The sequence below is a fragment of the Aquabacterium sp. genome (assembly GCF_016195855.1).
Taxonomy (GTDB): Bacteria; Pseudomonadota; Gammaproteobacteria; order Burkholderiales; family Burkholderiaceae_C; genus Aquabacterium.
The window spans coordinates 54,592-81,118 of the sequence record NZ_JACPYU010000009.1 but is presented as its reverse complement, the minus strand read 5'-3'; the positions used below and the strand labels follow the sequence as shown (position 1 = coordinate 81,118).

Here is a 26,527-nt window from a genome sequence, read left to right as displayed (position 1 = left end):
TGTCTTCCTGGCCAAGATGACCGGCCCGGGCCACATCTGGCTGCAGAGCCTGCCGTTCTCGCGCCTGGCATCCCGCATCTTTGCTGCAGCGCCGCAGACCGGTGGCGGTGGCCGTGAGGAGGGCAGTTTGCTGGGCGGTTTGGGCGCGGGCGGGCTGCTGGGCTCCGTTCTGGGCGGCGATAACGAATAAGGGCGCGGGGATCGGCTTGTGAATGTGGTGCGATGCATGTGCTTCGGGCGGCGCTGGTGGCTGGGCGGCTTACACTGGAAAGCTTGACCGAAGTTAAGTAAATCGATGCATTGCACAGACAACCCGAGCCAGCCTTCACGTTTTGACTTTTGGCGCCTGCCACGCGCACATTGGCGTGCGAAGGTCTGTGTGCTCGGTGCGGCCTTCCTGAGTGCCTCGGCCTGCGCGCAAGGGGCCAAGCCGCCCATCTTCGTGCTGAACTCGCTGGACGCCACGATCAGCGTGGTGGACCCGGTGAGCTTCCAGGAGTTGCGCCGCCTGCCGACCGGCAAGGAGCCGCATCACCTCTACCTGACGCCCGACGAGAAGTCACTGATGGTGGCCAATGCGCAGGCGGATTCTCTGACCCTGGTGGACCCGAAAACCGGCCTGGTGCAGCGCGTGATGGACGGCATCGCCGATCCGTATCAGCTGCGTTTCTCGCCCGACATGAAGTGGTTCGTCACAGCGGCCAACCGCCTCAACCACGTGGACATCTATCGCTCTACACCTCGCGCGGGCGGTGGTGTGGACCTGACCTTGGCCAAGCGGGTGTCCACGGGCAAGACACCCAGCCACATCAACATCGACAGCAAAAGTGCGGTGGCCTATGTGACCATGCAGGACAGCGACGAGTTGATCGCGATCGACCTGGCCACGCAAACCCCGCGCTGGAAGGTCGCAGTCGGCAAGTTGCCGGCGGATGTGTTCCTCACGCCCGACGACAAGCAACTGATGATCGGCCTGACCGGCGACAGCTATGTCGAGGTCTACGACATCACCGGCGCCAAGCCCGTGTTGAGCAAGCGCATCAAGACCGGGGAGGGCGCCCATGCCTTCCGCGCCTGGGGTGACAAACGCCATGTGCTGCTGAGCAACCGCGTGGCCAACACCATCAGCAAGATCGACATGCAGAGCATGAGCGTGGTGGCCACCTACCCGGCGCCCGGCGGCCCCGATTGCATGGACCTGCTGGCCGATGGCAAGACCATCCTGGTCACCTCGCGTTGGGCGCGCAAGCTGACCTTCATCGACACCGTCACGCAAAAGGTGATCCGGCAGGTGCGTACCGGGCGTTCACCCCATGGCGTGTGGACGCTGGACCATGCGCCGCGCAACTGAGCTTTGTCGCCAGGGCATGCGCCTGCTGGTGGCAGGTCTGTTGTGGGCCGCGGCCGGCGCGTCTCAGGCAGGCTGTGATCGCCCTGTCTACCTGACGATCGACACGGGCCACATGGGCGTGGCCCCCCTGATCGTGGACACGCTCCAGCGCCACGATGTCAAGGCCACCTTCTTCCTGGCCAATGAACGCACGCAGACCGTGGCGGGCCACCCCGAAGGCAGTACGCTGGACGACGCCTGGGCGCCTTGGTGGAAGGCCCTGGCTGCGCAGGGGCATGACTTCGGGTCGCACACCTGGGATCACCTGAGCTGGAAGGCCGATGAGCCGGGCGGCTTCGTGTTCAAAGGCACCGCCGGGCCCAAGGCTGGCCAAGTACAGCACCTGACGACAACGCAGTACTGTGCCCAACTGGCGCAACCCGCCCGGCGCTTCATGCAGATGACCGGCCAGCCCATGCGCGCCATCTTTCGTGCGCCCGGTGGCAAGACCTCACCGGCCTTGATCGCCGCAGCCAGATCCTGTGGCTGGCAGCACGTGCCCTGGACGCCCGCCGGCTTTCTGGGCGATGAACTGTCGAGCGAGCGCTACCCCAATGCCGCACTGCTGCAACGCGCCTTGAAGCAAATACGCGCTGGCGACATCCTGCTGATGCACCTGGGCATATGGTCCCGCCAGGACCCCTGGGCGCCCGCCGTGCTGGAGCCGCTCATCGTGGGCCTGAAAGCCAAGGGCCTGTGCTTTGCCACCTTGCGCGAACACCCTGACTACGCCGCGGCAGGCAAGGCGCCTGTCCAACCCTGAGCATGATGGACGACATCCTGATCACGCCGCTGACCGATGCCTTCGGGCAGCTTCAGCAATGGCTGTTCGAAACGGCGGTGCAGCCCGCCATGTTCGCAATCGGCATGGGCAACCTGCTGGAGGACGCTTACGGTGCCACGGGCTGGCTGCTGGTCGGCGTGATCCAGTTGCTGCTGATGCTGGCCGTGATCGCGCCCCTGCAGCGCTGGCGCCCCGTCGAGCCTGGGGCGCAGGGCCTCGCGGTGCGGGCCGATGTGATCTACACGCTGGTGCACCGGCTGGGCCTGTTCCGTGTGGCCATGTTCTTCTCGGTCGAGCCCTTGCTGGACGCCTTGTTCGGGCAGGCGCGTGTCAGCGGGCTGGATGGCTGGCAGCTTGATGCCGTGATGGCGCCGTGGTGGCCAGGTGTGAGCGATACCGCCTGGGCCAGTTTCGTGCTCTACCTGGTCGTGTTCGACCTGGTCGACTATTGGATCCACCGTGGTCAGCACCACTTCAATCGCTGGTGGGCCCTGCACGCCGTGCACCACAGCCAGCGCCACATGACGATGTGGAGCGACAACCGCAATCACCTGCTGGATGACCTCATCCGAGACCTGATCATCGCGTTCACGGCCCGTGCTATCGGCGTGCCGCCCGGGCAGTTCGTGGCCGTGGTGGCCGTCACGCAGCTCATCGAGAACCTGTCGCATGCCAATACCCGCGTCGGCTTCGGCTGGCTGGGCGAACGCCTGCTCGTGGGGCCACGTTTTCATCGCCTGCACCATGCCATCGGGTTGGGGCACGAGGGGGCGCAGCCGGGCACATTGGGTGGCTGCAATTTCGCGGTGCTGTTCCCCGCGTGGGACATGCTGTTTGGCACCGCCCGTTTCGATGGCCGTTTCGAGCCCACCGGCATCCGCGACCAGTTGCCCGAGTACGGCGGACGGGACTACGGCCCCGGTTTCTGGGCGCAGCAATGGCTGGGCCTCAAGCGCCTGCTGGGTTGAGGCCTGTTCAGGCGCGGCCCAGCCGGGTTCGGGCGGCTTGGGTATGCTGCTGGGCATGCAATCTCCTCGCTCCCTTGACGCGCCTTTGCGCGCACAGTTGTCGTCGGCCGCTTTGATGGTCGACGCCGCATGGCGCTCACTGGCCTACTGCCTGCACCCCCGTGTGATCTACTTGTCCTTGCTGCCCTTGATTCTGGCGGCGCTGAGCCTGGGGCTGTTGACCTGGTTTGGCTGGACACCTGGCGTGGCCGCCGTGCGTGAGGCACTGGATGCCTGGGGCATCAGCCACACCGTGCTCAACTGGATGGATGGGGCAGGGCTGGGCTTCCTGCGCACGATGGTGGCGCCGTTTCTGCTCGTGCTGCTGGCCGTGCCGTTGGTGATCGTGCTGTGCCTGCTGCTGGTGGCCAGCTTGATGACCCCCGCGCTGGTCAAGCTGGTTCGCCAGCGGCGCTTTCCCCAACTGCCCGATCGCCAGAGCGTGCCCTGGTGGCGTTCGCTGCTGTGGTCGGCTGGGGCTTCGGTGACGGCCCTGACCTTGTTTCTGCTCAGCCTGCCGCTGTGGTTGATCCCGGTCTTTGCCGTGCTGGTGCCGCCCATCATCTGGGGCTGGCTGACCTACCGCGTGATGGCCTTTGACACCCTGGTCGACCTGGCCACGCCCGCCGAGCGGGAGGCCTTGCTCAGGCAGCATCACCGCAGCCTGCTGGGCATGGGCATCCTGTGTGGCTACATCGGCGCGGCGCCCACCGCCTTGTGGGCCGCCATGGGCGCCCTGACGGTGGCGCTGGCACCCTTCATGTTGCTGCTCTCTGTCTGGCTCTACACGCTGGTCTTCGCCTTCTCCAGCCTCTGGTTCGCCCACTTTTTGCTGCCGGCCTTGCAGGCGCACCGCCGGGCAACAGGTAGCACGGCCACCCCGGCGGCCAACACCGCCATCAGCACGGAACCCACACCATGATCGGCCTCATCATCATCGGCGACGAAATCCTCAGTGGCCGTCGCCAGGACAAGCACCTGGCCAAGGCCATCGAGTTGCTGGCCGAGCGCGGCATGGCCGTGTCCTGGGCTCGCTATGTGGGGGACGATCCCGATCGCATCACGGCCGACCTGCGCCACGCACTGGACAGCGGCGATGTGGTGTTCTCCTTCGGTGGCATCGGGGCCACGCCGGACGACCACACGCGTGCCTGCGCAGGCCGCGCCCTGGGTGCCGAGCTGGCCTTGCACCCTGACGCGCGCGAGTTGATTCTGGCCCGTTGCCGCCAGCTGGCCGAAGCGGAAGGCAAGCCCTTCGAGCCCGATTCCGCTGACACCCAGCGGCGCCTGCAGATGGGCTGCTTCCCGCAGGGCGCCAGCATCATCCCCAACCCCTACAACCAGATTCCCGGCTTCAGCCTGCTGGGCCGCGTGCATTTCGTGCCGGGCTTCCCGGTGATGGCCTGGCCCATGATGGCCTGGGTGCTGGACACGTTGCACGCCGATCTGCATGGCCGTGGTCGCCTGGCGGAAAAAGCGGTGGTGGTGCATGGCGCCATTGAATCGGTGCTCACGCCCCTCATGGTGGAGATCGAAACGCGTTTCGCGCCGGTCAAGGTGTTCAGCCTGCCCAGCGTGGACCATCCGGTGCACGGCCGCCACATCGAGTTGGGGGTAAAAGGTGCCCCCGATCAGGTCGAGGCCGCTTTCAGCGAAATGCTGGCGGGCTTGTCCAGTCTTGGTGCATCAATTGGCCCAATATTGGTGCAAAAAGATGGTTGATGTCATTTGTGCACTTATGTGGTGCAATATGGCTTCTGCGAATCCCTGGTGCACAGCCCGATGCATTCCGTCATCCGCAAGATGGCGCGTTCAAGTGCATGGTTAATCGGACGGCCTGACCCGCTTCGGTGCGATTTCCCTGGGGCTTACCCGTGCATGAAATAGCAAACCTTGATCTGTCATCTCCGTGAGGCACGCTTTCTGCTATTACACTGCGCGCTGTTTCTGATCTGGAAACAGACTCAATTTCTCTTCTTGCATCCACATTACGCCTCTTGCTAGGAGCACCTGATGGCCAACAAGACCGTCGCCGACGTGATGAAGATCGTGAAGGACAACGAAGTTAAGTTCGTTGACTTCCGCTTCACTGACACCCGTGGCAAAGAACAGCACGTTTCCGTGCCCGTTTCCCATTTCGACGAAGACAAGTTCACCTCGGGCCACGCCTTTGACGGTTCGTCTATCGCTGGCTGGAAGGGTATCGAAGCATCCGACATGCTGCTGATGCCCGATCCCAACACGGCGAACATCGACCCCTTCTTCGAAGAGCCCACGCTGATCCTGACGTGCGACGTCGTTGATCCACACGATGGCAAGCCTTACGAGCGCGATCCTCGCTCGCTGGCCAAGCGCGCTGAAGCCTACCTGAAGGCTTCGGGCCTGGGCGACACCGCCTACTTCGGTCCGGAACCCGAATTCTTCGTGTTCGACTCGGTCCGTTGGGCCAACGAAATGTCCGGCAGCTTCTTCAAGATCGAATCTGAAGAAGGCGCCTGGAACACCGGCAAGGAATACGAGCACGGCAACAGCGGCTACCGCCCCACCGTCAAGGGCGGCTACTTCCCCGTGCCTCCCGTTGACTCGGCTCAGGACATGCGCTCTGAAATGAGCCTGATCCTCGAATCGCTGGGCATCCCTGTCGAAGTGCACCACCACGAAGTGGCCAACGCCGGCCAGATGGAAATCGGTACGCGTTTCTCGACGCTGACCGAGCGCGCTGACTGGCTGCAGTTGCAGAAGTACGTGATCGTGAACGTGGCCCATGCCTACGGCAAGACCGCCACTTTCATGCCCAAGCCCATCGTTGGCGACAACGGCTCCGGCATGCACGTTCACCAGTCGATCTGGAAAGACGGCAAGAACCTGTTCGCAGGCGAAGGCTATGCTGGCCTGAGCGAATTCGCGCTGTACTACATCGGTGGCATCATCAAGCACGCCCGTGCCCTGAACGCCATCACGAACCCCGGCACCAACAGCTACAAGCGTCTGGTCCCTGGCTTCGAAGCGCCTGTGAAGCTGGCTTACTCGGCCAAGAACCGCTCGGCCTCGATCCGTATTCCTTACGTTGCGAACCCCAAGGGCCGCCGTATCGAAGCACGTTTCCCCGATCCTTCCGCCAACCCATACCTGGCTTTCGCAGCCCTGATGATGGCTGGTCTGGACGGCGTGGAAAACAAGATCCACCCGGGCGAAGCCGCCACGAAGGACCTGTACCATCTGCCTCCCGAAGAGGACGCACTGGTGCCGACCGTCTGCCACAGCCTGGATCAGGCTCTGGAATACCTGGACAAGGACCGCGCGTTCCTGACCAAGGGTGGTGTGTTCACCGATGCTTACCTCGACGCCTACATCGACCTGAAGATGCAGGAAGTGACTCGTTTCCGTATGGCCACCCATCCGGTCGAGTACGACATGTACTACGCTCTGTAATCCTTCGGGATGCCAGCGCGGCCCGCAAGGGCCAGATCAAAGGGCGACGCAAGTCGCCCTTTTTCGTTGCCGGTTCGCCCTGGGCGTGGACTGGGCAGGTGTTGTTTTCTGCGCCGCCAGGCCATGTGCACCGCAATCACTGGCTTGCACCCTTGACCGCCGCCCCTGGCTTGAGGGCATACTGCTTGTCAGATTTCGGGTGCGGCACCTGAGGCACTTCATTGGATCAACATGACGGATATGGCTAATCACCTACCTGTGGCTGAGTCGGGTCGGGACACGTCTGGGCGTTCCGGCTGGTGGATGGGGCTGGCTGCGGCCAGTGTTCTGCTCATGGTTCAGGGGCCCGCACAAGCCGAGGACAAACCGGTTTACCGCTGTCCCGGCAACCTTTACACCGATGCGCTGACCGCCAAAGAGGCCGCCGCCAAGGGCTGCAAGACGCTCGACGGCGCCCCCATCACGGTGATCCAGTCCGTGATTCCCAAAGGTGCGGCCCGTTCAACGGCATCCTCAGGCAGCAGTGCGGGCGGAGAGAAAGTGTCCAGCGACGACCAGAAGGCGCGCGACGCCGATCGCCGCAAGATCCTGGAGGCCGAGCTTCGCAAGGAAGAAGAAGCCCTGGCTGCGCTCCAGAAGGAATACAACAACGGCCAGCCCGATCGCAAGGGCGACGAGCGCAATTTCCAGAAGTACCAGGATCGCGTCAACGAGATGAAGGCCGCCATCACCCGCAAGGAGGCCGATGTGGCCGCCCTCAAGCGCGAGGTGGGCAACCTGGGTAGTGCGGGCGGCGCGCCTGCCGGCAAGCCAGCTCAGTAAACAGGTTCGGCAGATAAGGTTTTTGGATCATGGCCAGCAAGTCGGTGGCGCCAGTCAAGGGCGTCAGGCGTGGGGTGTCGAGCGGCGCGCAGGATGCCTCCGCTTCGTATGGGGCATTTGATTACCTTGCCACCATGGTGGCGGTGGTCGAGTCTGGTGGGCAATGCCTGTTTGCCAACGCCGTCTTCGAGGAGGTGCTGGGCCTGTCGCGTCGAAGCGTGATGCGCGAGTCCATCTTCGACTGGTTCGTGGACCCGACCCTGCTGCGCGACATCGTCACGGCAGTGGCGCGCAACGAGTTCGCCACCAGCCGCCTGCAGGCCGAGCTCAAGCGCCATCAGCATGTGCTGGCGGGCGACCCGCTGCCGGTTCAGGTCATCGTGACCCGGATGGACCACACGGCGCATGTGCTCATCGAGCTGGTCGAGATCGAGCAGCAGACCCGGCAGGAGCGTGAAGAGCGGGCGCTGGATCAGGCGCAGGCCAACAAGGAGCTCATCCGCAATCTGGCGCACGAGATCAAGAACCCGCTTGGCGGCATCCGCGGCGCGGCGCAGTTGCTGCAGATGGAGCTGGAGTCCAAGTCGCTGACCGAGTACACGCAGGTCATCATCCACGAGGCGGACCGGCTGCAGGCGCTGGTGGACAGGCTGCTGGCGCCGCACCGGCGCCCGCACCTGGTGGGTGATGTCAATGTCCACGAAGTGTGCGAGCGGGTTCGCTCGCTCATCCTGGCGGAGTTCCCCAAGGGGCTCAGGGTCCAGCGGGACTACGATACCTCCTTGCCTGAATTCCGGGGTGACCGCGAGCAGTTGATTCAGGCGGTGCTGAACATTGCGCACAACGCGGCGCAGGCTTTGTCCGACCGCATTGCCACGGGCGACGCCTTGCTGATCCTGCGCACCCGCGTGGCGCGCCGGGTGACCATCAACCGCCATTCGCATCGGCTGGCATTGGTCTTGCATATTGAGGACAACGGCCCGGGCATACCGGAGGCCATCCGCGATCGCATTTTTTACCCGCTGGTGTCGGGGCGTGAGGGTGGTTCCGGCCTGGGTCTGACTTTGGCGCAAACCTTCGTTCAACAGCATCAAGGCACCATCGAATGCGAAAGCGAGCCGGGACGCACGGTATTCAAAATATTGATACCTTTGCCGTGACGCCGGTTGTCGCTTCGTATCCGGTTCGGGATGCCATCCACACTAGGCCAGCATGAAACCCATCTGGATCGTTGACGACGACCAATCCATCCGCTTTGTGCTTGAAAAGGCACTGACCCGCGAGAACCTGCCGGTCCGCGTGTTCACCAACCCCCGTGATGTCCTGGCGGCGCTCGACGACGACGAGCCGCAAGTGCTGGTCTCCGACATCCGCATGCCTGGTGGCTCGGGCATCGACCTGCTGTCCAAGGTCAAGGCGCGTCTGCCAGGGCTGCCCGTCATCATCATGACGGCGTACTCGGATCTGGACAGCGCCGTGTCGGCCTTCCAGGGCGGCGCCTTCGAATACCTGCCCAAACCGTTCGACCTGCCCAAGGCCGTTGAGCTGATCCGCCGTGCGGTGGATGAGAGCGTGCGCGAAGAGGTGATCGACGAGCGCGTGACGCAGATGCCCGAGATGCTGGGCCAAGCGCCGGCCATGCAGGACGTCTTCCGCGCCATCGGCCGACTGAGCCAAAGCAATGTGACGGTGATGATCACCGGCGAGTCAGGCTCGGGCAAGGAACTGGTGGCGCGTGCGCTGCACAAGCACAGCCCCCGTGGCAATGGGCCTTTTGTGGCCATCAACACGGCCGCGATCCCCAAGGACTTGCTGGAGTCGGAACTGTTCGGTCATGAGCGGGGGGCCTTCACGGGTGCGCAGACCATGCGCCGGGGGCGCTTCGAGCAGGCCGATGGTGGCACCTTGTTCCTCGACGAAATCGGGGACATGCCTTTTGACCTGCAGACCCGTTTGCTGCGCGTGCTCAGCGACGGCCAGTTCTACCGCGTGGGTGGCCACCACCCGCTCAAGAGCAATGTGCGCGTGATCGCGGCCACCCACCAGAACCTGGAAGACCGCGTCCGCCAGGGGGTGTTCCGCGAAGACTTGTTCCACCGCCTGAACGTGATCCGGCTGCGTCTGCCCGCCTTGCGCGAGCGCCGCGAAGACATCCCCACGCTGGCGCGCTTTTTCCTGCAAAAGAGCGCCAAGGACCTGGGTGTGGAAGCCAAGCGGATTTCCGAGCTGGCCCTGGCCCGTCTGTCTGGTTTTGATTTCCCCGGTAACGTCCGTCAGCTCGAAAACATCTGCCATTGGCTGACTGTCATGGCACCGGCTCAGGTAATCGAGACCAAGGACCTGCCGCCTGAGTTGCTGGACGAGAAGGCCTACGTCGCACCATTGGCGGTGCCGGCTGACTCACCGATGCCTGAGGCCGCTGTGCATGCGGCGCAGATGGAGCCGCCGCGTGTGGCCATTGACCCCTGGACGGCACCGGCGGGTGAGCCTCTGGCTTATTCGGCGCCCAGCGTGGCGGGCAGCCCGGTGGTGCTTGCATACGGCTCGCCAAACGGCACAACGGCGCCGGTGGACCTGGGCGCACCGGCGGTGGGGGGGGCGGTGAGCGCGCCAACCTGGCTCAAGGATCTGGAACGGGATGCCCGCGCGCGCCTGGAGTCCGGCCAGCCCGATGTGTGGGATGTGCTGACCCGCCAGTTCGAGGCCAGCCTGATCCACACCGCGCTGGACCTGACCCGTGGTCGTCGCATTGAAGCGGCACAAAAGCTGGGTATCGGGCGCAACACCATCACCCGCAAGATCCAGGAGCTGGGCATCGACGATTGATGCCGCTTCGCTTTACACAAGCCTCACACGACTGCGCTACAGTGCCGAAATAGGGTGTCATCGCGACGCCCGGTTCGTGTACTGAAGCGAGGCTTTTATGAAGCAAGTTATGCAGGTAACCCTGAAGTCGGTTGCCGCCGTGTCCCTGTGCGTGCTGGCAGCCTGTTCAACCACCAGCCCTGACGTGATCAAGCCTGAGAATGCCCAGCGCATGTCTCAGGTGGAAGACGCCGTGGTGCTCAATGTGCGGCCCGTCGTGATCGAGGGTAGCCAGAGTGGCGGCGGTGCCGTAACGGGCGGGGTGCTGGGCGGTGCGGCAGGCATGGGTGCCTCCAGCAACAACCGCAGCTCGGCCATGATTGGCGTGGCCGGTGCCGTGGTAGGGGCTGTCGTGGGCAATGCCGTGGAGCGTTTCGGTACGCGTGAAGACGCCATTGAAATCCTGCTGCAAACGGCCAACGGCCAGCGCCGCTCGATCGTGCAGGCCAAGGGCAACGAAACCTTCAACCCGGGTGACGCCGTCATCCTGGTGACCACGGGTGGCAAGACCCGCGTGATGCTGGCGCCCAAGGTGGCCGCGCCTTCTGCCGCATCGGCTCCCCGGTAAACAGCCGATCCGTCCTGGGGGTGATCAGCCCAGCGTTCAGTCCAGCGTCTGGCGGTAACGCCACATGGCCAGGCCACCCACCAGGACAATGAACAGGGCCATGGGCCACATTTCGTGGCCCACATCGGCCAGGGTCGAGCCCTTGAGCATCACGCCCCGGACCACGCGCAGGAAGTGCGTAACGGGCAGGGCCTCGCCTATCCACTGCGCCCAGGTCGGCATGCCCCGGAAGGGGAACATGAAGCCCGAGAGCATGATGTTGGGCAGAAAGAAGAAGATCGCCATCTGCATGGCCTGCAGCTGCGTGCGCGCGATGGTCGAAAACAGGAAGCCCACGCCCAGCGTGGCAATGATGAAGATCAGCACGGCGGCCGTGAGCAGCAGGTAGCTGCCGAACATGGGCACGTCAAACAGCAGGCGTGAGGCGATGTAGATCATCGAGACCTGCACATAGCCGATCACCACGTAGGGCAGGATCTTGCCCATCATCACCTCCACGGGTTTGACGGGCGTGGCCAGCAGGTTTTCCAGGGTGCCGCGTTCGCGCTCGCGTGTCATGGCCATGGCGGTCATCATCACCAGGGTCATGACCAGGATGATGCCCATCAGGCCCGGCACCACGTTGTAGGCCGTGATGCCTTCGGGGTTGTAGCGGCGGTGCACACGCAGCTCGAAAGGGGGCTGTGTGCTGCGCAAATGGGCCAGGGGGCCACGCAGTTCGGTCTGCAATGCCTGGGCGGGCAACTGGTTGAGCGCAGAGATGGCGCCACCCGATGTGGATGGGTCGCTGGCGTCGCCATAGACCGCGATGACGGGGCGCTCGCCACGCAGCAGCTTGCGGCTGAAGTCCGAAGGCAGCACGATGGCGAACTGCACCAGGCCTTCACTGATCTGGCGTTCGGCCTCGGCTTCGCTGACCACGGCCTGGATGTCGAAGTAGCCGGTGTTCTCGATCGCACGGATCACGCTGCGGCTCAAGGGGCCGTTGTCGGTGGTGGCAATGACGCTGGGCAGGTGCTTGGGGTCGCCGTTGATGGCGTAACCAAACAGGATCAGCTGGATCAGCGGGATGCCGATCAGCATGGCCAGCGTGAGGCGATCGCGCTTGAGTTGCACGAACTCCTTGCGCAGCACCGACCCGATGCGCCGCCACGACAGGGCCTTGTCAGAAATTATCTTGCGCATGGCGGCTGAGGTGGATGAAGACGTCTTCCAGGCCCGTGGGGATCGGGCGGACCTGCCAGGGGTGATGGGGCTCGATACTGGCCAGCCAGGCGCCAAAGTCCTGCGCGCTGACGCTGCTGACGTGGATCTCGGTGCCAAAGGGCACGGCCATCCAGTCATCGCTCTGGGCGGTCAGGGCGATGACGCGGTCCAGTTGAGGGCCGGTGACTTCCCAGGTCTGAAGCTTCGAGTCGGCGATCACTTCCTGCGTGGTACCGGCCGTCAGCAGCTTGCCGTAGGAGATGTAGGCCAGGCGGTGGCAACGCTCGGCCTCGTCCATGTAGTGGGTGCTGACCAGCACGGTCAGCCCCTCGGCGGCCAGCAGGTGGATCTGGTGCCAGAAGTCGCGGCGGGCTTTGGGGTCCACGCCGGCGGTGGGTTCGTCGAGCAGCAGCAACTCAGGGTCGTGCAGCAGGCAGGCGGCCAGGGCCAGGCGCTGCTTCCAGCCGCCGGACAAGGAGCCGGCCAGCTGCTGGCGGCGCTCGTGCAGGCCCAGGCGCTCCAGCGTCTGGCGGACCAGCTCGCGCTCATTGGGCATGTCGTAGACCTCAGCGATGAAGCGCAGGTTCTCCTCGATGGACAGGTCTTCGTACAGGCCGAACTTCTGCGTCATGTAGCCCGTGCGCAGCTTGATCTGGCGCGACTGCGTGAGCAGATCGAAGCCCAGGCAATGGCCCTGGCCGGCACTGGGCTGCAGCAGGCCGCACAGCATGCGGATGGTGGTGGTCTTGCCGCTGCCGTTGGGGCCCAGAAAGCCGCATATCTCGCCGCGGCGCACCTGGATGTCGATGCCATCGACCACGGTGCGGCCGTCAAATTGCTTGCTCAGGCCACGCACATCGATGGCCAGGTCGGCTGCGCCATTCATGAGGCGAAGCTCACCGACAAAGGTTGGCCTGGCTTGAGTTGCGTGGCGTGATCGCCTTGCGGCGTGGCCTCGATCATGAAGACCAGCTTGCCCTTGCTCTCGTTGCTGTAGATCACCGGCGGGGTGAACTCGGCTTGCGGCGAGATATAGCTGATGCGGGCCTGCCCCGGGGCGCAGCCATCACATTGGTACTGGACCGTTTTGCCGATGCTCGCCCTGGCCAGATCGGCCTGGGGCACAAAGAAGCGGACCTTGACGCCGTGGTCAGGCAATAGCGCAAGGACGGGCGCACCGGGGGCCACCCATTCGCCCTGGCGGAAGAGCACGTCAAACACGGTGGCATTGACGGGGGCGCTGCGCGCTTTTTGCGTCTCGGCCCAGGTGGACTGCGAGACCTGGGCGCGCGCGGCCTGCAACTCGGCCTTGGCCGCCTGGATGGCGTCGGGGCGGGCGGCATCGCGTGCCAGCGCGAGTTGGGCTTCCAGCTCTTTCACGTGCGCGGCATCACGGGTCTGCGTGGCCTCCAGCACTTCCATCTGAGAGGCCGACACGAAGCCTTGGCGGATCAGTTCACGCTGACGTTTGAGTTGCGCCGTGGACATGTCTCGCGCGGCCTTGGCTTGCACCAGCTGAGCCTGGATGGCCGCGATTTCCTCGTGGCGCCGGCCCTTGCTGAGGTCGGCCAGTTGGGCGTTGGCCCGGTTTTGCTGGGCGAGGGCAGCCTGCCGGTTGTAGGTCTCGGCGCTGGCATCCACCTGGAACAGCGGGGCGCCCTGGGTGACGTGGTCGCCACGCTGCACACGCAGGTCCTGCAGGACACCACCGCCGGATGGGGCAATGTAGATCAGGTCGGCCTCGGCGTAACCCGAAAACGAGGCGGGTACATCGGGCTTGCAGGCCGCGAGCAGGCTGAGCATGAGCAAACCAGTCCCTGCCTGGATGCGCTTGGCGATGTTCATGGAGGGCTCCGTGACCCGGTGGTCTTCGATACGAGACCGGGTGCAAATTGACTGCATACGTTATACATGCGGATCGCCGTGGCAGGCTTGATGTGCACGGGGTTTGTGGTCTGTTGCCCCCAAGGTGCTGGCGGGGCCGTATGCTGAAGGCTGTTGTCACCCCCGGGCCACCCTTGATGGACGATCGAATCCGCCAGTTGCTCAGTCAGATCACCAAGCTGGAAGACGAGTTGCGCGATGTGCTCAATGAGCGCGAGCACAAGGTGTTTTTCCAGATCAAAGGCAAGCGCATCGAGTTCGAAAGTGCCGTGCGGGCACGCCATCGGCAATTGCGCATGGGCTTGCTGCGCTGGGTGGTCAGCAGCCGGCCGCAGAACTGGTTGTCTGCGCCTTTCATCTATTCGGTCTTCGTCCCGTTTGTGTTGCTGGACTTGTTCGTGTCGCTCTACCAGGCGGTGTGCTTTCCGCTGTATGGCATCCCCAAGGTCAAACGCTCGGACTACTTTGCGTTTGATCGACACAAGCTGGGCTACCTCAACAGCCTGGAAAAGCTCAACTGCGAATATTGCGCCTACGGCAACGGCCTGTTGGCCTATGTGACCGAGATCACCGCGCGCACGGAGCAGTACTGGTGTCCGATCAAGCATGCCCGCAAGGTGTTGGGCACGCACGAGCGCTATCGCCGTTTCATGGACTATGGCGACGCAGAGTACTACCAGGCCGAACTCAAGGCCTTGCGCAAGGATTTCAGGCGGGAAGCGCGCGAGCAGAAGCCGCCAGAGGGGCCAGTTCCGCCTCCGTGAGCGTTTCGCGCTCCAGCAGCAGCCGTGCACCTTGTTCCAGCAAGGCTCGCCGCGCCTGCAGGCCTTGGGTGGCGCGTGCAAACGCACCGTCGATCAACTGCCGCACGGCTTCATCGATGTGGCGGGCGGTGTCTTCGCTGTAATTGCGCTCGGAGCCGAACTGCGGCAACTGAGCCAGGAAGGGCGTGCGTTGGCGTTCGTACGCCACTTGGCCCAGCTCGCCCGACATGCCCAGGCGGGTGACCATGTCCAGCGCGATGTCGGTGGCTTTGGCCAGGTCGTCGGCCGCGCCGCTGGAGACCTCGCCCAGCATGAGCTGCTCGGCGGCGCGCCCACCCAGCAGCACGGTCATGCGGTTTTCCAGCTCGGTGCGCGTGCTCAGGAAGCGGTCTTCCGTGGGGCGCTGGATGGTGTAGCCCAGGGCGCCAATGCCGCGCGGGATGATGGAGATCTTGTGCACCGGGTCAGCCCCGGGCAGGGCCATAGCCAGCAAGGCGTGGCCCATCTCGTGATACGCCACGGTTTCACGCTCGCGCGCGCTGAGCACGCGGTTGCGCTTTTCGATGCCGGCCACGATGCGCTCGACCGCTTCGTTGAAGTCGCGTGCCTCGACGGCATCGGCGCGCCGGCGTGTGGCCAGCAGCGCCGCTTCGTTGACGAGGTTGGCCAGGTCGGCGCCTGCAAAGCCGGGCGTGAGCGCGGCGATGGCATCGGGGTTCACATCCGCAGCCATGGTGATCTTTTTGAGGTGCACGCGCAGGATGTCGATGCGGCCTTTGCGGTCGGGGCGGTCAACCAGCACCTGGCGATCGAAGCGGCCAGCGCGCAGCAGGGCAGGGTCCAGCACTTCAGGGCGGTTGGTGGCAGCCAGGATGACCACGCCGACGCTGGCGTCAAAGCCATCCATCTCTGACAGCAACTGGTCCAGGGTTTGCTCTTTCTCGTCGTGGCCGCCGCTCAAGGGCCCGGCACCACGCGCGCGGCCCAGTGCGTCCAGCTCGTCGATGAAGATGATGGCGGGTGCCGCCTCGCGGGCCTGCTCGAACAGGTCGCGCACGCGCGCGGCCCCCACGCCCACGAACATCTCGACGAACTCCGAGCCGCTGATCGAGAAGAAGGGCACGCCTGCTTCGCCGGCCATGGCGCGCGCCAGCATGGTCTTGCCTGTACCGGGTGGGCCCACCAGCAAGATGCCCTTGGGCATGCGCGCACCCAGCCGCCCATAGGACTTGGGGTTCTTCAGGAAGTCCACGGATTCGCGCAGCTCGTCCTTGGCTTCGTCCACGCCAGCCACGTCTTCAAAGTGCACGCTGACATCGGTTTCGGCATAGACCCGCGCACGGCTCTTGCCCACGCTCATCATGCCGCCCAGCCCACCGAGGCCGCCGTCCTTCATCATCTTGCGGGCCAACAGGTTCCACAGGCCGAACATCAGCAACACCGGCAGCACCCAGGAGAGCAGGTCGTGCACGATGGTGTTCTCGACCACGCCCTCAAAGCGCACATTGTGGGCGGCCAGGTCCTTGGCCAGCTCGGGCGCCACGCGGGTGGTGACGAAGCGCTGGCGGCCATCGGGCAGCGGCTTCTTGAGCTCACCTTCGATGATGTTGCTGCCGATGCGGATGGAGGCCACGTCGCCGCTTTGCAGGTGCTGCACGAACTCGCTGTACGGCATGGGCTGCACCTGGGCGTTGTTGACCCACAGGTCGCGCACCCACAGCACGGTCAACAGGATCAGGGCCAGCCCCCAGGGGCTGAGGGGCCAGGGCTTGTTGTTGCCGTTGTGACCTTGGTTGGGTGTGGAGGGCGGAGTGAACACGGTGCGACGCCTTTAGCTTTGCATGCGGCTGACGGCCGAGCGGAACCGCCGCAGCGAGCCGGTGAAGAACACGGTGCCGATGAGTGCAATGGCGGCAAACTGCGGCCACACGATGCTCAGATCCGCGCCACGGTAAAGGATAGCCTGCGCGAAGCTCACGAAGTGCGTGGTCGGCGCGCCCAGCATGATGAAGCGCACCACCTCGGGCATGCTCTCGCTGGGGGTCATGCCGCCCGAGAGCATTTCCAGCGGCAGCAGCACCAGGATCATCAACAGGCCCAGTTGCGGCATGGAGCGCGCCACCGTGCCCAGGTAGATGCCCATGGAGGTGGTGGCAAACAGGTGCAGGGTGCAGCCTGCCATGAACAGCCCGACCGAGCCGGTCACGGGCATCTCCAGCGCACCGCGCAGCACGAAGTGCACGGCCAGGCCCGTGGCCAGCAGCACCACCGCCCCCATGGCCCAGACCTTGGCCAGCATGATCTCGACAGGCTTGAGTGGCAGCACCAGCAGGTGCTCGATGGTGCCGTGTTCACGCTCGCGGATCAAGGCAGCGCCGGTCAGGATGATGGACAGCATGGTCACGTTGTTGATGAGCTCCATCACGCCCATGAACCAGGTGTTGTCCAGCGCGGGGTTGAAGCGCATGCGCATGGCCAGGTCTACAAGAGGTGTGCTGACCGTGCGCTCGCGTTGCACGAACTCGGCGATCTCGCCCAGCGCAATGCTCTGGATGTAGCCTGAGCCCAGAAAGGCCTGGCTCATCTGGGTGGCGTCCACATTGAGCTGGATGGCAGGCGATTTGCCGGCCAGCACGTCGCGCTGGAAGTCGGGCGGGATGTCCATCACGAAGGTGTAGCGGCCGGCGTCCATGCCCGGGTCCATGTCAGGCAGGCCGATCGCGCTGGGCTTCATGAAGGTGGGCGGGTAAAAGGCATTGACGATGCGCTGCGACAGGGTGGACTGGTCCTCGTCGACCACGGCCATGGGCGCACGGTGCAGGCGGTCTGGTGCGCCTTTAGCGGCGGTGTAGAGCGCGCCCGAGAAGGCCCAGATCACGAAGAGCAGCAGCAGGCGGTCGCGCCACAGGCTGCGCAGTTCCTTGACGCCCAAGTTGAAAACATTGGCCAGTGATCGCTGCATGTTGGTCATGGTGCGCTCACTTGTCCTGCTTCTTGAGCAAGGCCACGCTGACGATGGTCAGCACGGGAATGGCCAGCGCCAGTGGCACGAAGTAAGGCCACAACTCGGCAAAACCCAGCGCCTTGGAATACGTGCCCCGACTGATGATCAGGAACGGGCCTGTCGGGTAGATGCGGCCCAGCACGGCCGCAAAGCCTTCCAGCGAGGACACCGGGTTGATGATGCCGGAGAACTGGATGGCCGGCAGCATGGTGGCCAGCGAGGTGCCGAAGATGGCGGCGATCTGGCTGCCCGTGAAGGTGGACATGAACAGGCCCAGGCCCGTGGCGGCGGTGACGTAGAGCAGGGCACCCACCGTGAGCGTGAGCAGGCTGCCCTTGAGCGGCACACCAAAGCCCCAGACGGCCATGGCCGTCATCAAGGCAAAGCTGACCATGGCGGTGCCGATATAGGGCAGTTGCTTGCCCAGCAGGAACTCCAGCTTGGTGACAGGGGTGACGTACAGGTTGATGATGGAGCCCAGCTCCTTCTCGCGCACCACGCCGAGCGCCGTCAGCATCGCCGGGATGAAGATCAGCAGGATGGGGATCACGGCCGGCACCATGGCGTACAGGCTTTTGACATCGGGGTTGTAGCGGTAGCGGATCTCGACCTGGGCCAGTGCGGGTGTGGCCATGCCGTGCAGCGCCAGTTGTTCGCTCAGGTAGCTGGCATGCAGGCCTTGCACATAACCGGCCACGGTTTCGGCGCGCTGCGGCATGGCGCCATCCACCCACACGCCGATGCTGGTGGGGCGGCCTCGTTGCAGGTCAGCCGCAAAGCCGGGTGGGATCTCCACGGCCAGGCTCAACTCGCCATTGCGCATGCGCCGGTCCAGATCGGCATCGCTCTGGATGGGGGGCTGCTCCAGAAAGTAGGGCGAGCCGGCGATGTTGAGCACGTAGTCGCGGCTGATCGAGGTCTGGTCGCGGTCCAGCACGGCAAAGCGCAGGTCCTGCACATCCATGCTGATGCCGTAGCCCATGATGATCATCAGCAAGGCCGTGCCCAGCAATGCCAGCGTCAGGCGGATGGGGTCGCGCCGCAGTTCCAGCGATTCGCGGTGGGCGTAGCTCAGCAGGCGGGCGAGGCTGAAACGGGTAGAGCGTTGGCGGGCGGACGTCAGGCGCGGGGCTTCGGTTTGAGCTGCTGCTTGAATGGGCACTTCTGGTGGGTTGGCCACGTCACCTGCCTGGGCTTGCTCCAGCAGTGCAATGAAGGTTTCTTCCAGGCTGTGGTGACCATGCTGGTGCATCAGGTCGGTGGGCGTGCCGCTGGCCAGCACGTGCCCCGCATGCATCAGCGAGATGCGGTCGCAGCGCTGGGCCTCGTTCATGAAGTGCGTCGAGATGAACAAGGTGACACCGTCTTCACGTGACAGCTGGATCATCAGCTCCCAGAAGCGGTCGCGTGCGATCGGGTCCACGCCCGAGGTGGGCTCGTCCAGGATCAGCATATCGGGCTGGTGCACCACGGCCACGGCCAAGGACAGGCGCTGGCGCACACCCAGTGGCAGCTTCTCGGGCAGCTCGGTGGCCACGCACTCCAGATCGAAGCGCTGAAGCATGGCGCGCACGCGTTCGGCCCTTTGCTCGGCAGGCACATGGAACAGCCGTGCGTGCAGCGCCAGGTTCTGGATCACGGTCAACTCGTTGTACAGCGAGAAGCCTTGCGACATATAGCCCACGCGCTGGCGGATGCCCAGGTCATTGGCGTCCACCGGATGGCCAAACAGCGAGGCCGAGCCTTCTGTGGCGGGTAGCAGCCCGGTGAGCATCTTCATGGTCGTGGTCTTGCCGCAGCCATTGGAGCCCAGGAAACCGAAGATCTCGCCCTTGTGGATGGACAGGTCGACATGGTCCACAGCCGTGAAGTCGCCAAAGCGGCAGGTCAGGCCCTGGGCTTGGATGGCGATGTCACCATCGTGGCCGGTGCGAGGTGGCACCACCAGCGCGTGGTGGCCTTCCCGGCGTTGTGCGGGCAGGAGCTGGATGAAGGCTGCTTCCAGGTCATCGCGGCCGGTCTGCTTCAACAGCTCGGCGGGGCTGCCCGTGGCCAGCACGCGCCCGGCGTCCATGGCCACCAGGTGGTCAAAGCGCTGCGCTTCTTCCATGTAGGCGGTGGCGATCAGCACGCTCATGCCGGGCTGGCGCAAGCGGATGCGCTCGATCAGCTCCCAGAACTGGCGGCGCGACAGCGGGTCCACGCCGGTAGTGGGTTCGTCCAGGATCAGCAGGTCCGGATCATGGATCAGCGCGCAGCACAAGCCCAGCTTCTGCTTCATGCCACCCGACAGCTTGCCGGCAGGGCGATCGGCAAAGGGCGCCAGGCCGGTGCTGGTGAGCAGGTCCTGGATGCGCGCGGCGCGTTCGCGTTCACCATGGCCGAACAGGCGCCCAAAGAAGTCCACGTTCTCGCGCACGGACAAGGTCGCGTACAGGTTCTTGCCCAGGCCTTGCGGCATGTAGGCGATGCGCGGGCAGACCTCACGGCGGTGCGAAGCCTTTGCCATGTCCTGCCCCAGCACCTGGATGCGCCCGGCCTGGATCTGGCGCGCACCCGCCAGCAGGGCCAGCAGCGTGGACTTGCCCACGCCATCGGGGCCGATCAGCCCCACCATGCAGCCCGCTGGGATACTCAGGGTGACCTCGTCCAGCGCCTTGACCCGCTTGTAGGCATGGCTCAGCGACTGGATGTCGGCAACAGGCGGGTTCACGGTGCGCTGCTCGGCTTGTCGTAGGCCTGGGCGGGCAGGGCGGTGGCGAGCTTGTCGGGCCAGGGCGTATCAGGCTGGACGCGCACGTAAGCCATGCCCGGCATGCCGGTCTTGACCTGTTGGCGGTAGCGCTCAAGCAGGGCACGGTCGATCTGGGCGCGCACCTTGAAGACCAGCTTCTGGCGCTCGGCCGTCGTCTCCACGGTCTTTGGGGTGAACTGGGCCACGCTGGCTACGAAAGACACCTTGGCCGGGATCACATACTGGGGGGCGGCGTCCAGCACCAGCCGCACGTCGCTGCCGATCGCCAGGCGCCCGGCGGCGGTCTCAGGCAGGAAGAAGGTCATGTAGACGTCGCCCACGTCCACCAGCGACACCACGCGGCCGCCAGCGCCCAGCACCTCACCGGCCTGGGCCGCCAGCACCTGCACCCGCCCGGCGCGAGGGGCGCGCAACACGGTGTCATTGAGGTCCGCCTGGACGCGCGCCAGCGAGGCTTGGGCCGTCGCGATGACAGAGTCGGCTTCAACCAGTTGGGATTTGGTGGCCACGATGGCAGAGCGCGCCTCTGCTACTTGAGACTGGGCAGCGCTCAGGCCTGCTTTGGCGCCGGCCAACTGGGCTTGTGCCTCGTCGAGCTTCTGGGGCGATACAAAGCCTTTGTTGATCAGCTCCTGCGTGCGTTGCAACTGCTTGGTCGCCAGATTCACCTCGGCCTGCCGTTGCGCGACCACGGCAGAGGCGGTGGTCACCGCTTGTTCGCGTTGCGCCAGCACGGCCGCGGCGGTGTTCTTGCTGTTTTCGGCTTGCTTGAGTTGGGCCTGGGCGCGCTGCAGATCGGCGTCCAGGGTGGCTGTGTCCATGCGGGCGATCACCTGACCCTCGGTGACATCGTCGCCTTCCTTGACCAGCAGCTCTTTCAAACGCCCCGAGGTGCGGGTGGCCACATCAATGTCGGTGGCTTCGATGCGGCCATTGCCGCTGGCGATGCTGGCTGGCAGGCCTTGGGGCTTGAGCCGGTTCCAGGCCAGGAAAGCGGCGCCAGCCAATGTGGCCAGTACCGCCCCGATGACGACTTTGCGCAGCAGTGATGTCCGGGAATCGGTGGAGTTGGTCATGCGCGGCCCGCGTGGGATGGATGAGTGCAGAGGGAATGCAAGAGAACGCCGTTTTTTACCATGCATCAAGCGGGCCAGCGATGACATCGCACAAAGCCAGGTGAGGCGCTGATGCGTCAGGCGCGTGAGGTGCTGGGATATCCGAAACGGAACCTTTACACAGGCGCCCTACACTCAGTGAAGCTGAGCCTCATCCAGGGCCTTTCCTGGAACCCATCGCCAAACGAACAAACCCATGAACCCATCCAACCGTGTTTCTCGTTTTCGTCAGTCACCGCGTTTCGTGGTGAGCGTGCTGACCTTGCTGGTCGCCTCCACGCTGGCCATGCCAGGGTATGCGGCGCCGGTGGGGCAGGTGGCCTCCGGCAAGGCCGTGTCGGTCAGCGCGGCACCCACGGTGGTGACCGCGGTTGAAGGCATCACCGAATACCGCCTGGCCAACGGCCTGCAAGTCCTGTTGATCCCGGATGACTCCAAACCGACCACCACGGTCAACGTGACCTACCGCGTGGGCTCCCGCCACGAGAGCTACGGCGAAACCGGCATGGCCCACCTGCTGGAGCACCTGATGTTCAAGGGCTCGCCCAAGTACCCGCAGGTATGGAGCGAGTTCAACAAGCGCGGCTTCAATGCCAATGGCAGCACCTGGTATGACCGCACCAATTACTTCGCCAGCTTTGCCGCCAATGAGGACAACCTGCGCTGGTACCTGAACTGGCAGGCCGATGCCATGGTGCACAGCTTCATCGCCCGCAAAGACCTGGACAGTGAAATGACCGTGGTCCGCAATGAGATGGAAATGGGCGAAAACGATGCCAGCCGCATCCTCATGGAAAAGACCGTCTCGGCCATGTACCAGTGGCATAACTACGGCAAATCCACCATCGGCGCCCGTGCGGATGTCGAAGGCGTGGACATCAGCCATCTCCAAGCTTTTTATCACCGCTACTACCAGCCGGACAACGCCACCCTGATCGTGTCAGGCAAGTTCGACCCGGCCAAGGCGCTGCCCTGGATTCAGCAGGCCTTTGGCGCCATCCCCAAGCCCACACGCACCCTGCCGCATCTCTACACCCTGGACCCGGTGCAAGACGGTGAACGCGCCGTGACCTTGCGCCGCGTGGGGGGCGTCCCCTTGCTGTATGCCGGCTACCACGTGGTGCCCGGCGCCCATGTCGACTATGCCGCGGTGGAGCTGCTCTCCGTGATCCTGGGTGACACGCCCTCGGGCCGTCTGCACAAGGCCCTGACCGAGAAGCAGCTGGCCGCCGGCGTGTTCGCTTTCTCCGAAGGCCTGGCCGATCCCGGGTTCATCCTGCTGGGTGCCCAGCTCTCGCCGCAGCAGGACGCCGCCGTGTCCAGCAAGGCCATGCTGGATGTGATCGAGTCTTCGCTCAAGCAGACACCCATCACCCAGGAGGAACTGGACCGTGCCAAAGCCAAGTGGCTCAAATCGTGGGACATGGGTTTCTCGGATCCGCAACGCATCGGGGTGGCCTTGTCCGAGTCGGTGGCCCAGGGTGATTGGCGCCTGTTCTTCCTGACGCGTGACCGCATCAAGTCGGCTTCGCTGGCCGATGTCCGGCGTGTGGCGGGGCAGGTCTTCGTGTCCTCCAACCGGACGCTGGGCCAGTACGTGCCCACGCCCACACCAGAGCGTGCACCCCAGCCCGAACGCGTGAGCGTGGCCGACATGTTCAAGGACTTCAAGGCACAAGGCGCGCAGGCCAAGGCCGAGGCCTTTGATGCCAGCCCGGCCAACATCGATGCGCGCACACAGCGCTTTGCCTTGCCCTCGGGCATGAAGGTGGCCTTGCTGGCCAAGTCCACCCGCGGCCAGGCCGTCAAGGCCAGCCTGACCTTGCGTTATGGCGACGAAAAGTCACTGGCAAACTGGGGTGAGGCACCCGCCGCACTGGCCGCCTTGCTGGACAAAGGCACCACCACGCTCAATCGCCAGCAACTGCAAGACAAGCTCGATGCCTTGCAGGCCGAGGTGAGTTTCAACTCGGCGCCCGGGCAGTTGATGGTCAACCTGGCGACCAAGCGTGAGCACCTGCCGGCCGTGGTGGCGCTGGTGGCTGATGTCCTGCGCCATCCCGCCTTGCCTGCTGATGCCCTGGAGGAAGTGCGCCATCAGGCCCTGGCGGCGCTGGAAGAGCAAAGCAAGGAGCCCGAAGCGGTGCTGGCCGAGGCCATTGGTCGACACGGCAACCCTTACCCCGTGGGCGATGTGCGCTACGCCCGTACCTTTGCTGAAACCGAAGCGGACTGGAAGGGCGTGCAGATCGATCGCGTGCGCGCTTTCCACTCGGCCTTCCTGGCGGCCAATAACGCGCAGTTCTCTGCCGTGGGCGATCTGGATGCCGATGCTGTGAAACAGGCTCTGCAAGCCGGCTTTGGCGATTGGCGCAATGACAAACCATTTGTGCGCGTGCCCAATCCGCTGATCAAACTGCCGCCCGCCCGCATGGTGCTGCCAACACCGGATAAACAAAATGCAGCCATGTCCGTGACCTTGCCGGTACCTTTGAGCGACCGTGATCCGGATTACGCGGCATTCATGCTGGCCAATCATTTGCTTGGCGCGGGTGGTGATTCACGCTTGTGGAATCGCATCCGCGAAAAGGAAGGCTTGTCTTACAGCGTGTACAGCTCGGTCAACTGGAACCCTATCGAGCAGCATTCGGAATGGACGGCATCGGCCATCTTTGCCCCACAGAATCGGGACAAGGTGGAGGCTGCTTTCAAGGAAGAGGTCAACCGCGCCTTGACGCAGGGCTTCACGCAGGCCGAGTTTGAATCGGGCAAGCGTGGCTTGCTGAATTTCCGCCGTTTGAGCCGTGCTCAGGATGCACGCCTGGCGGCGGGTTGGGTCAGCAACCTTTACCTTGACCGCACATTCGCGCTGGCGGCGCAAGTCGATGCGGCGCTGGAATCTCTGACACTGGATCAGGTCAATCAGGCCTTGAAGCGGTATCTGAAGCCTGAACAGTTTGTATTGGGTCTTGCAGGTGATTTCAAACCTGCCAAGCCCTGAGCAATAAAAAAGGCCGGTCTTGCAACCGGCCTTTTTTTGTTTCAATCTGAAATTCAGATCGCGAAATCTTCGAGTTTCTTGCCGGAGGCCACAGCAGCTTGAACCCACTTGGGTTGCAGGCCACGGCCCGTCCAGGTTTCGCCGGTCTGGGCGTTGCGGTACTTGGGGGCCACCTTGCGGCCAGCGGATGCGCTACCACCACCTGCAGGCTTGCCGGGCTTGAGGCCCAGATCGGCCACGGTCAGACCGTGTTCAGCCAGCAGTGATTTGATTTGAGCAATCACGCCAGCACGTTCAGCACGGCGTGCGTCCTGTAGTTGCTTTTCCAGATCTGCCGCCTGCTTTTCGAGCGCGGCTTTCTGTGCGAGAAGCTCTTGGTAGTTGCTCATGTGGTGTCCTTTATGGCCCGGGTATCAAGGGCAATGAATACTTATTGGAAGATGCCGACTGCCGAGGCCCTGAACCAGATCAAGCTTTTGACGGCGCAGGCCCTTCGGCATGCGCGAATTCTAAACACAAAATAAATGCCTGTGCAAACTCAATATGTTGGCATCGGTAAAGCGCAGTCCGAAAGTGCCGTATATGGCGTGAAACGTGCACGATCCGCTTCATCTGCGATGCAGTGCTTTCCGCAACTGTTTTTCAACTCGAAAATTCAGGATGCGGGCTCTGTCAATTTACGCGCGCAGCTTCGCGGGAAACGGCCTCACCCAGTTGAATCACGGCCATGGCGTAATAGCTGGACTGGTTGTATCGCGTAATGGCGTAGAAATTAGATGTGCCTGCAACCAGCGTCGGGGCCTCGGTGCCGTTTTGCAGCAGTACCAGCGCCAGTTGGCCGGGGTGATTTTGTCCGCTGGCTGACAAAGCCGCTCCAAGCCCTTGCATGGCTGTGGCAGAGAAACTGGGCACGATATCTGGTGCCAGCAGTTTGGCCAGGGCCTGTTCGTCTTGCGGCGGTTTGATATCGAAATAGGCCGGCCAGTCTGCTTGCCATCCATGCTCGGCCAGGTAGTGGGCCACACTGCCAATGGCATCGACTGGGCTGCGCAGCAGGTCGATGTGGCCATCAGCATCAAAGTCCACCGCATACCGCCGAATCGAGCTGGGCATGAATTGCGGCAACCCGATTGCGCCGGCGTAGGAGCCCAGCACGCTATCGGGCTCCATCTGTTGTTCCTGGCACAGTTTCAGAAACTGGCCCAGTTCGGCCTTGAAAAAGGCGCTGCGATCACTTCGGCCTTTTGGAAAGTCGAGCGTGAGCGTGGTCAGCACGTCCAGAACGCGGAAGGTGCCCGTCTGGCGACCATAGATGGTTTCCACGCCCAGCACGCCCGCGATGATGCTGGCAGGCACGCCGTAGATGGTTTCGGCGCGTTTGAGGTCGGCCTCATAACGACGGTAGAAGTTGACGCCAGCGCGGATGCGGATCGGCTCCACGAAGCGGCTGCGGTATACGCCCCAGTTCTTGGCGGTGCCGGGGCCAGCCGGCATCATGAGCCTGGTGACGCTCTCCTTGTAGCGCGCCCTGGATACGGCTTCCCAGACCCAGGCTTCATTCAGCTCCTGGGCCCGCGCCAGTTCGCTGGCCAGTTGTCTGGCGTCTTCGCGGGCGGCGTAGCTGTCGGGTGAAGGGTTGCCTTGCAGTGAGCGGGTGCTCAGCGGCGGGGTGTCGGGGATGGCCGTGGGTTTGGCCGAGGCCGACAGGCCATCCTCGGGCGCGGCCTCAACCGCTTGCACCGCCGAGCTGGAAATGCTCAGCGAGGGCAGCGTGCCGAGCGCGGGCGGGGTGGGCTTGCTGGAGCCACATGCCGCCAACAGGGCACACAAGGTGGCGGCGATCACACCGCGGTGGCAAGGAAAGAAGGTGGCTGGGGGCACCGCAGGCATGGTCAAAGATCGCGCGGGACGCGCATGAAGCAGGATGAGC

The 26,527-nt window shown here is 64.0% G+C and carries 21 protein-coding genes and 1 pseudogene; 13 read left to right on the top strand and 9 right to left on the bottom strand.

Annotated elements, in window-relative coordinates:
• The 11 genes and pseudogenes from HY019_RS08415 to HY019_RS08365 form a co-directional block, all read left to right on the top strand.
• Positions 1-190: pseudogene (locus HY019_RS08415) on the top strand (TIGR00266 family protein); the annotation flags it as partial.
• 105 nt (positions 191-295) lie between these two features.
• Complete coding sequence (locus HY019_RS08410; protein WP_290690253.1) at positions 296-1,351, top strand: YncE family protein; 1,056 nt, start codon at positions 296-298, stop codon at positions 1,349-1,351.
• 16 nt (positions 1,352-1,367) lie between these two features.
• Complete coding sequence (locus tag HY019_RS08405; protein WP_290690277.1) at positions 1,368-2,153, top strand: polysaccharide deacetylase family protein; 786 nt, start codon at positions 1,368-1,370, stop codon at positions 2,151-2,153.
• Positions 2,154-2,158: 5 nt separating this feature from the next.
• On the top strand, positions 2,159-3,142 hold the full coding sequence (locus HY019_RS08400) for a sterol desaturase family protein (protein ID WP_290690248.1): 984 nt from the start codon (positions 2,159-2,161) through the stop codon (positions 3,140-3,142).
• Positions 3,143-3,197: 55 nt separating this feature from the next.
• The gene (locus HY019_RS08395; protein ID WP_290690245.1) at positions 3,198-4,103 is read left to right on the top strand and encodes an EI24 domain-containing protein; all 906 of its coding nucleotides are present in this window, start codon (positions 3,198-3,200) and stop codon (positions 4,101-4,103) included.
• Entirely contained in the window at positions 4,100-4,903 is an 804-nt protein-coding gene (locus tag HY019_RS08390) for a molybdopterin-binding protein (RefSeq protein WP_290690242.1), read from the top strand. The genes HY019_RS08395 and HY019_RS08390 overlap by 4 nt, the downstream gene beginning before the upstream one ends.
• 291 nt (positions 4,904-5,194) lie before the next feature.
• Positions 5,195-6,613 carry a type I glutamate--ammonia ligase gene (gene glnA, locus HY019_RS08385; protein WP_290690239.1) on the top strand — a complete coding sequence of 473 codons (1,419 nt, stop codon included), beginning with the start codon at positions 5,195-5,197 and terminating at the stop codon, positions 6,611-6,613.
• Positions 6,614-6,946: 333 nt separating this feature from the next.
• A complete protein-coding gene (locus HY019_RS08380; RefSeq protein ID WP_290690235.1) occupies positions 6,947-7,435 on the top strand; it encodes a hypothetical protein in 489 nt (162 codons plus the stop codon).
• Positions 7,436-7,464: 29 nt separating this feature from the next.
• On the top strand, positions 7,465-8,595 hold the full coding sequence (gene glnL / locus HY019_RS08375; RefSeq protein WP_290690232.1) for a nitrogen regulation protein NR(II): 1,131 nt from the start codon (positions 7,465-7,467) through the stop codon (positions 8,593-8,595).
• Between the two features lie 52 nt (positions 8,596-8,647).
• Positions 8,648-10,261, top strand: coding sequence for a nitrogen regulation protein NR(I) (ntrC, locus tag HY019_RS08370; RefSeq protein ID WP_290690226.1), 1,614 nt, complete (start codon positions 8,648-8,650; stop codon positions 10,259-10,261).
• A 109-nt stretch (positions 10,262-10,370) separates the two neighbouring features.
• Positions 10,371-10,868 carry a hypothetical protein gene (locus HY019_RS08365; RefSeq protein ID WP_290690217.1) on the top strand — a complete coding sequence of 166 codons (498 nt, stop codon included), beginning with the start codon at positions 10,371-10,373 and terminating at the stop codon, positions 10,866-10,868.
• Between the two features lie 36 nt (positions 10,869-10,904).
• Here the strand turns inward: HY019_RS08365 and HY019_RS08360 are convergent, their stop codons facing one another.
• Genes HY019_RS08360 through HY019_RS08350 form a run of 3 tightly spaced genes read right to left on the bottom strand, consistent with a single transcriptional unit; the run spans position 10,905 to position 13,919 of the window.
• Positions 10,905-12,053 (bottom strand): ABC transporter permease, encoded by a 1,149-nt coding sequence (locus HY019_RS08360; protein ID WP_290690214.1) that lies wholly within the window; start codon positions 12,051-12,053, stop codon positions 10,905-10,907.
• Positions 12,034-12,960: an ABC transporter ATP-binding protein gene (locus HY019_RS08355; protein ID WP_290690213.1), complete on the bottom strand. Its 927-nt coding sequence runs from the start codon at positions 12,958-12,960 to the stop codon at positions 12,034-12,036. Before HY019_RS08355 ends, HY019_RS08360 begins: the two co-directional genes overlap by 20 nt.
• Complete coding sequence (locus HY019_RS08350) at positions 12,957-13,919, bottom strand: HlyD family efflux transporter periplasmic adaptor subunit (RefSeq protein ID WP_290690211.1); 963 nt, start codon at positions 13,917-13,919, stop codon at positions 12,957-12,959. The genes HY019_RS08355 and HY019_RS08350 overlap by 4 nt, the downstream gene beginning before the upstream one ends.
• Before the next feature lie 140 nt (positions 13,920-14,059).
• Here HY019_RS08350 and HY019_RS08345 point away from each other — a divergent pair, with 140 nt between their 5' ends.
• On the top strand, positions 14,060-14,722 hold the full coding sequence (locus HY019_RS08345; RefSeq protein ID WP_290690208.1) for a hypothetical protein: 663 nt from the start codon (positions 14,060-14,062) through the stop codon (positions 14,720-14,722).
• Here the strand turns inward: HY019_RS08345 and ftsH are convergent.
• The 4 genes from ftsH to HY019_RS08325 all read right to left on the bottom strand — a co-directional run bounded on the left by ftsH (position 14,667) and on the right by HY019_RS08325 (position 21,557).
• A complete protein-coding gene (gene ftsH, locus HY019_RS08340) occupies positions 14,667-16,460 on the bottom strand; it encodes an ATP-dependent zinc metalloprotease FtsH (protein ID WP_290690272.1) in 1,794 nt (597 codons plus the stop codon). The two genes, HY019_RS08345 and ftsH, sit on opposite strands and share 56 nt — an antisense overlap.
• A 93-nt stretch (positions 16,461-16,553) precedes the next feature.
• Complete coding sequence (locus tag HY019_RS08335; protein WP_290690267.1) at positions 16,554-17,684, bottom strand: ABC transporter permease; 1,131 nt, start codon at positions 17,682-17,684, stop codon at positions 16,554-16,556.
• A gap of 16 nt (positions 17,685-17,700) precedes the next feature.
• Entirely contained in the window at positions 17,701-20,439 is a 2,739-nt protein-coding gene (gene rbbA / locus HY019_RS08330) for a ribosome-associated ATPase/putative transporter RbbA (RefSeq protein WP_290690207.1), read from the bottom strand.
• Positions 20,436-21,557: an HlyD family efflux transporter periplasmic adaptor subunit gene (locus HY019_RS08325; protein WP_290690205.1), complete on the bottom strand. Its 1,122-nt coding sequence runs from the start codon at positions 21,555-21,557 to the stop codon at positions 20,436-20,438. The genes rbbA and HY019_RS08325 overlap by 4 nt, the downstream gene beginning before the upstream one ends.
• Positions 21,558-21,792: 235 nt before the next feature.
• Between HY019_RS08325 and HY019_RS08320 the strand changes: the two genes are divergently transcribed.
• Positions 21,793-24,597 carry a pitrilysin family protein gene (locus HY019_RS08320; protein WP_290690203.1) on the top strand — a complete coding sequence of 935 codons (2,805 nt, stop codon included), beginning with the start codon at positions 21,793-21,795 and terminating at the stop codon, positions 24,595-24,597.
• Between the two features lie 53 nt (positions 24,598-24,650).
• Here the strand turns inward: HY019_RS08320 and HY019_RS08315 are convergent, their stop codons facing one another.
• The gene (locus HY019_RS08315) at positions 24,651-24,986 is read right to left on the bottom strand and encodes an H-NS histone family protein (protein WP_290690201.1); all 336 of its coding nucleotides are present in this window, start codon (positions 24,984-24,986) and stop codon (positions 24,651-24,653) included.
• 283 nt (positions 24,987-25,269) lie between these two features.
• The gene (mltB, locus tag HY019_RS08310; protein WP_290690200.1) at positions 25,270-26,487 is read right to left on the bottom strand and encodes a lytic murein transglycosylase B; all 1,218 of its coding nucleotides are present in this window, start codon (positions 26,485-26,487) and stop codon (positions 25,270-25,272) included.
• Between the last annotated feature and the right edge of the window lie 40 nt (positions 26,488-26,527).

What these genes read in the sequence shown, in the direction of transcription:
- HY019_RS08410 (WP_290690253.1), top strand. Translation starts at nt 296, where the DNA reads ATGCATTGCACAGACAACCCGAGCCAGCCTTCACGTTTTGACTTTTGG.
- HY019_RS08405 (WP_290690277.1), top strand. Translation starts at nt 1,368, where the DNA reads ATGCGCCTGCTGGTGGCAGGTCTGTTGTGGGCCGCGGCCGGCGCGTCT.
- HY019_RS08400 (WP_290690248.1), top strand. Translation starts at nt 2,159, where the DNA reads ATGGACGACATCCTGATCACGCCGCTGACCGATGCCTTCGGGCAGCTT.
- HY019_RS08395 (WP_290690245.1), top strand. Translation starts at nt 3,198, where the DNA reads ATGCAATCTCCTCGCTCCCTTGACGCGCCTTTGCGCGCACAGTTGTCG.
- HY019_RS08390 (WP_290690242.1), top strand. Translation starts at nt 4,100, where the DNA reads ATGATCGGCCTCATCATCATCGGCGACGAAATCCTCAGTGGCCGTCGC.
- glnA (WP_290690239.1), top strand. Translation starts at nt 5,195, where the DNA reads ATGGCCAACAAGACCGTCGCCGACGTGATGAAGATCGTGAAGGACAAC.
- HY019_RS08380 (WP_290690235.1), top strand. Translation starts at nt 6,947, where the DNA reads ATGGTTCAGGGGCCCGCACAAGCCGAGGACAAACCGGTTTACCGCTGT.
- glnL (WP_290690232.1), top strand. Translation starts at nt 7,465, where the DNA reads ATGGCCAGCAAGTCGGTGGCGCCAGTCAAGGGCGTCAGGCGTGGGGTG.
- ntrC (WP_290690226.1), top strand. Translation starts at nt 8,648, where the DNA reads ATGAAACCCATCTGGATCGTTGACGACGACCAATCCATCCGCTTTGTG.
- HY019_RS08365 (WP_290690217.1), top strand. Translation starts at nt 10,371, where the DNA reads ATGCAGGTAACCCTGAAGTCGGTTGCCGCCGTGTCCCTGTGCGTGCTG.
- HY019_RS08360 (WP_290690214.1), bottom strand. Translation starts at nt 12,053, where the DNA reads ATGCGCAAGATAATTTCTGACAAGGCCCTGTCGTGGCGGCGCATCGGG.
- HY019_RS08355 (WP_290690213.1), bottom strand. Translation starts at nt 12,960, where the DNA reads ATGAATGGCGCAGCCGACCTGGCCATCGATGTGCGTGGCCTGAGCAAG.
- HY019_RS08350 (WP_290690211.1), bottom strand. Translation starts at nt 13,919, where the DNA reads ATGAACATCGCCAAGCGCATCCAGGCAGGGACTGGTTTGCTCATGCTC.
- HY019_RS08345 (WP_290690208.1), top strand. Translation starts at nt 14,060, where the DNA reads ATGCTGAAGGCTGTTGTCACCCCCGGGCCACCCTTGATGGACGATCGA.
- HY019_RS08335 (WP_290690267.1), bottom strand. Translation starts at nt 17,684, where the DNA reads ATGCAGCGATCACTGGCCAATGTTTTCAACTTGGGCGTCAAGGAACTG.
- HY019_RS08325 (WP_290690205.1), bottom strand. Translation starts at nt 21,557, where the DNA reads ATGACCAACTCCACCGATTCCCGGACATCACTGCTGCGCAAAGTCGTC.
- HY019_RS08320 (WP_290690203.1), top strand. Translation starts at nt 21,793, where the DNA reads ATGAACCCATCCAACCGTGTTTCTCGTTTTCGTCAGTCACCGCGTTTC.
- HY019_RS08315 (WP_290690201.1), bottom strand. Translation starts at nt 24,986, where the DNA reads ATGAGCAACTACCAAGAGCTTCTCGCACAGAAAGCCGCGCTCGAAAAG.
- mltB (WP_290690200.1), bottom strand. Translation starts at nt 26,487, where the DNA reads ATGCCTGCGGTGCCCCCAGCCACCTTCTTTCCTTGCCACCGCGGTGTG.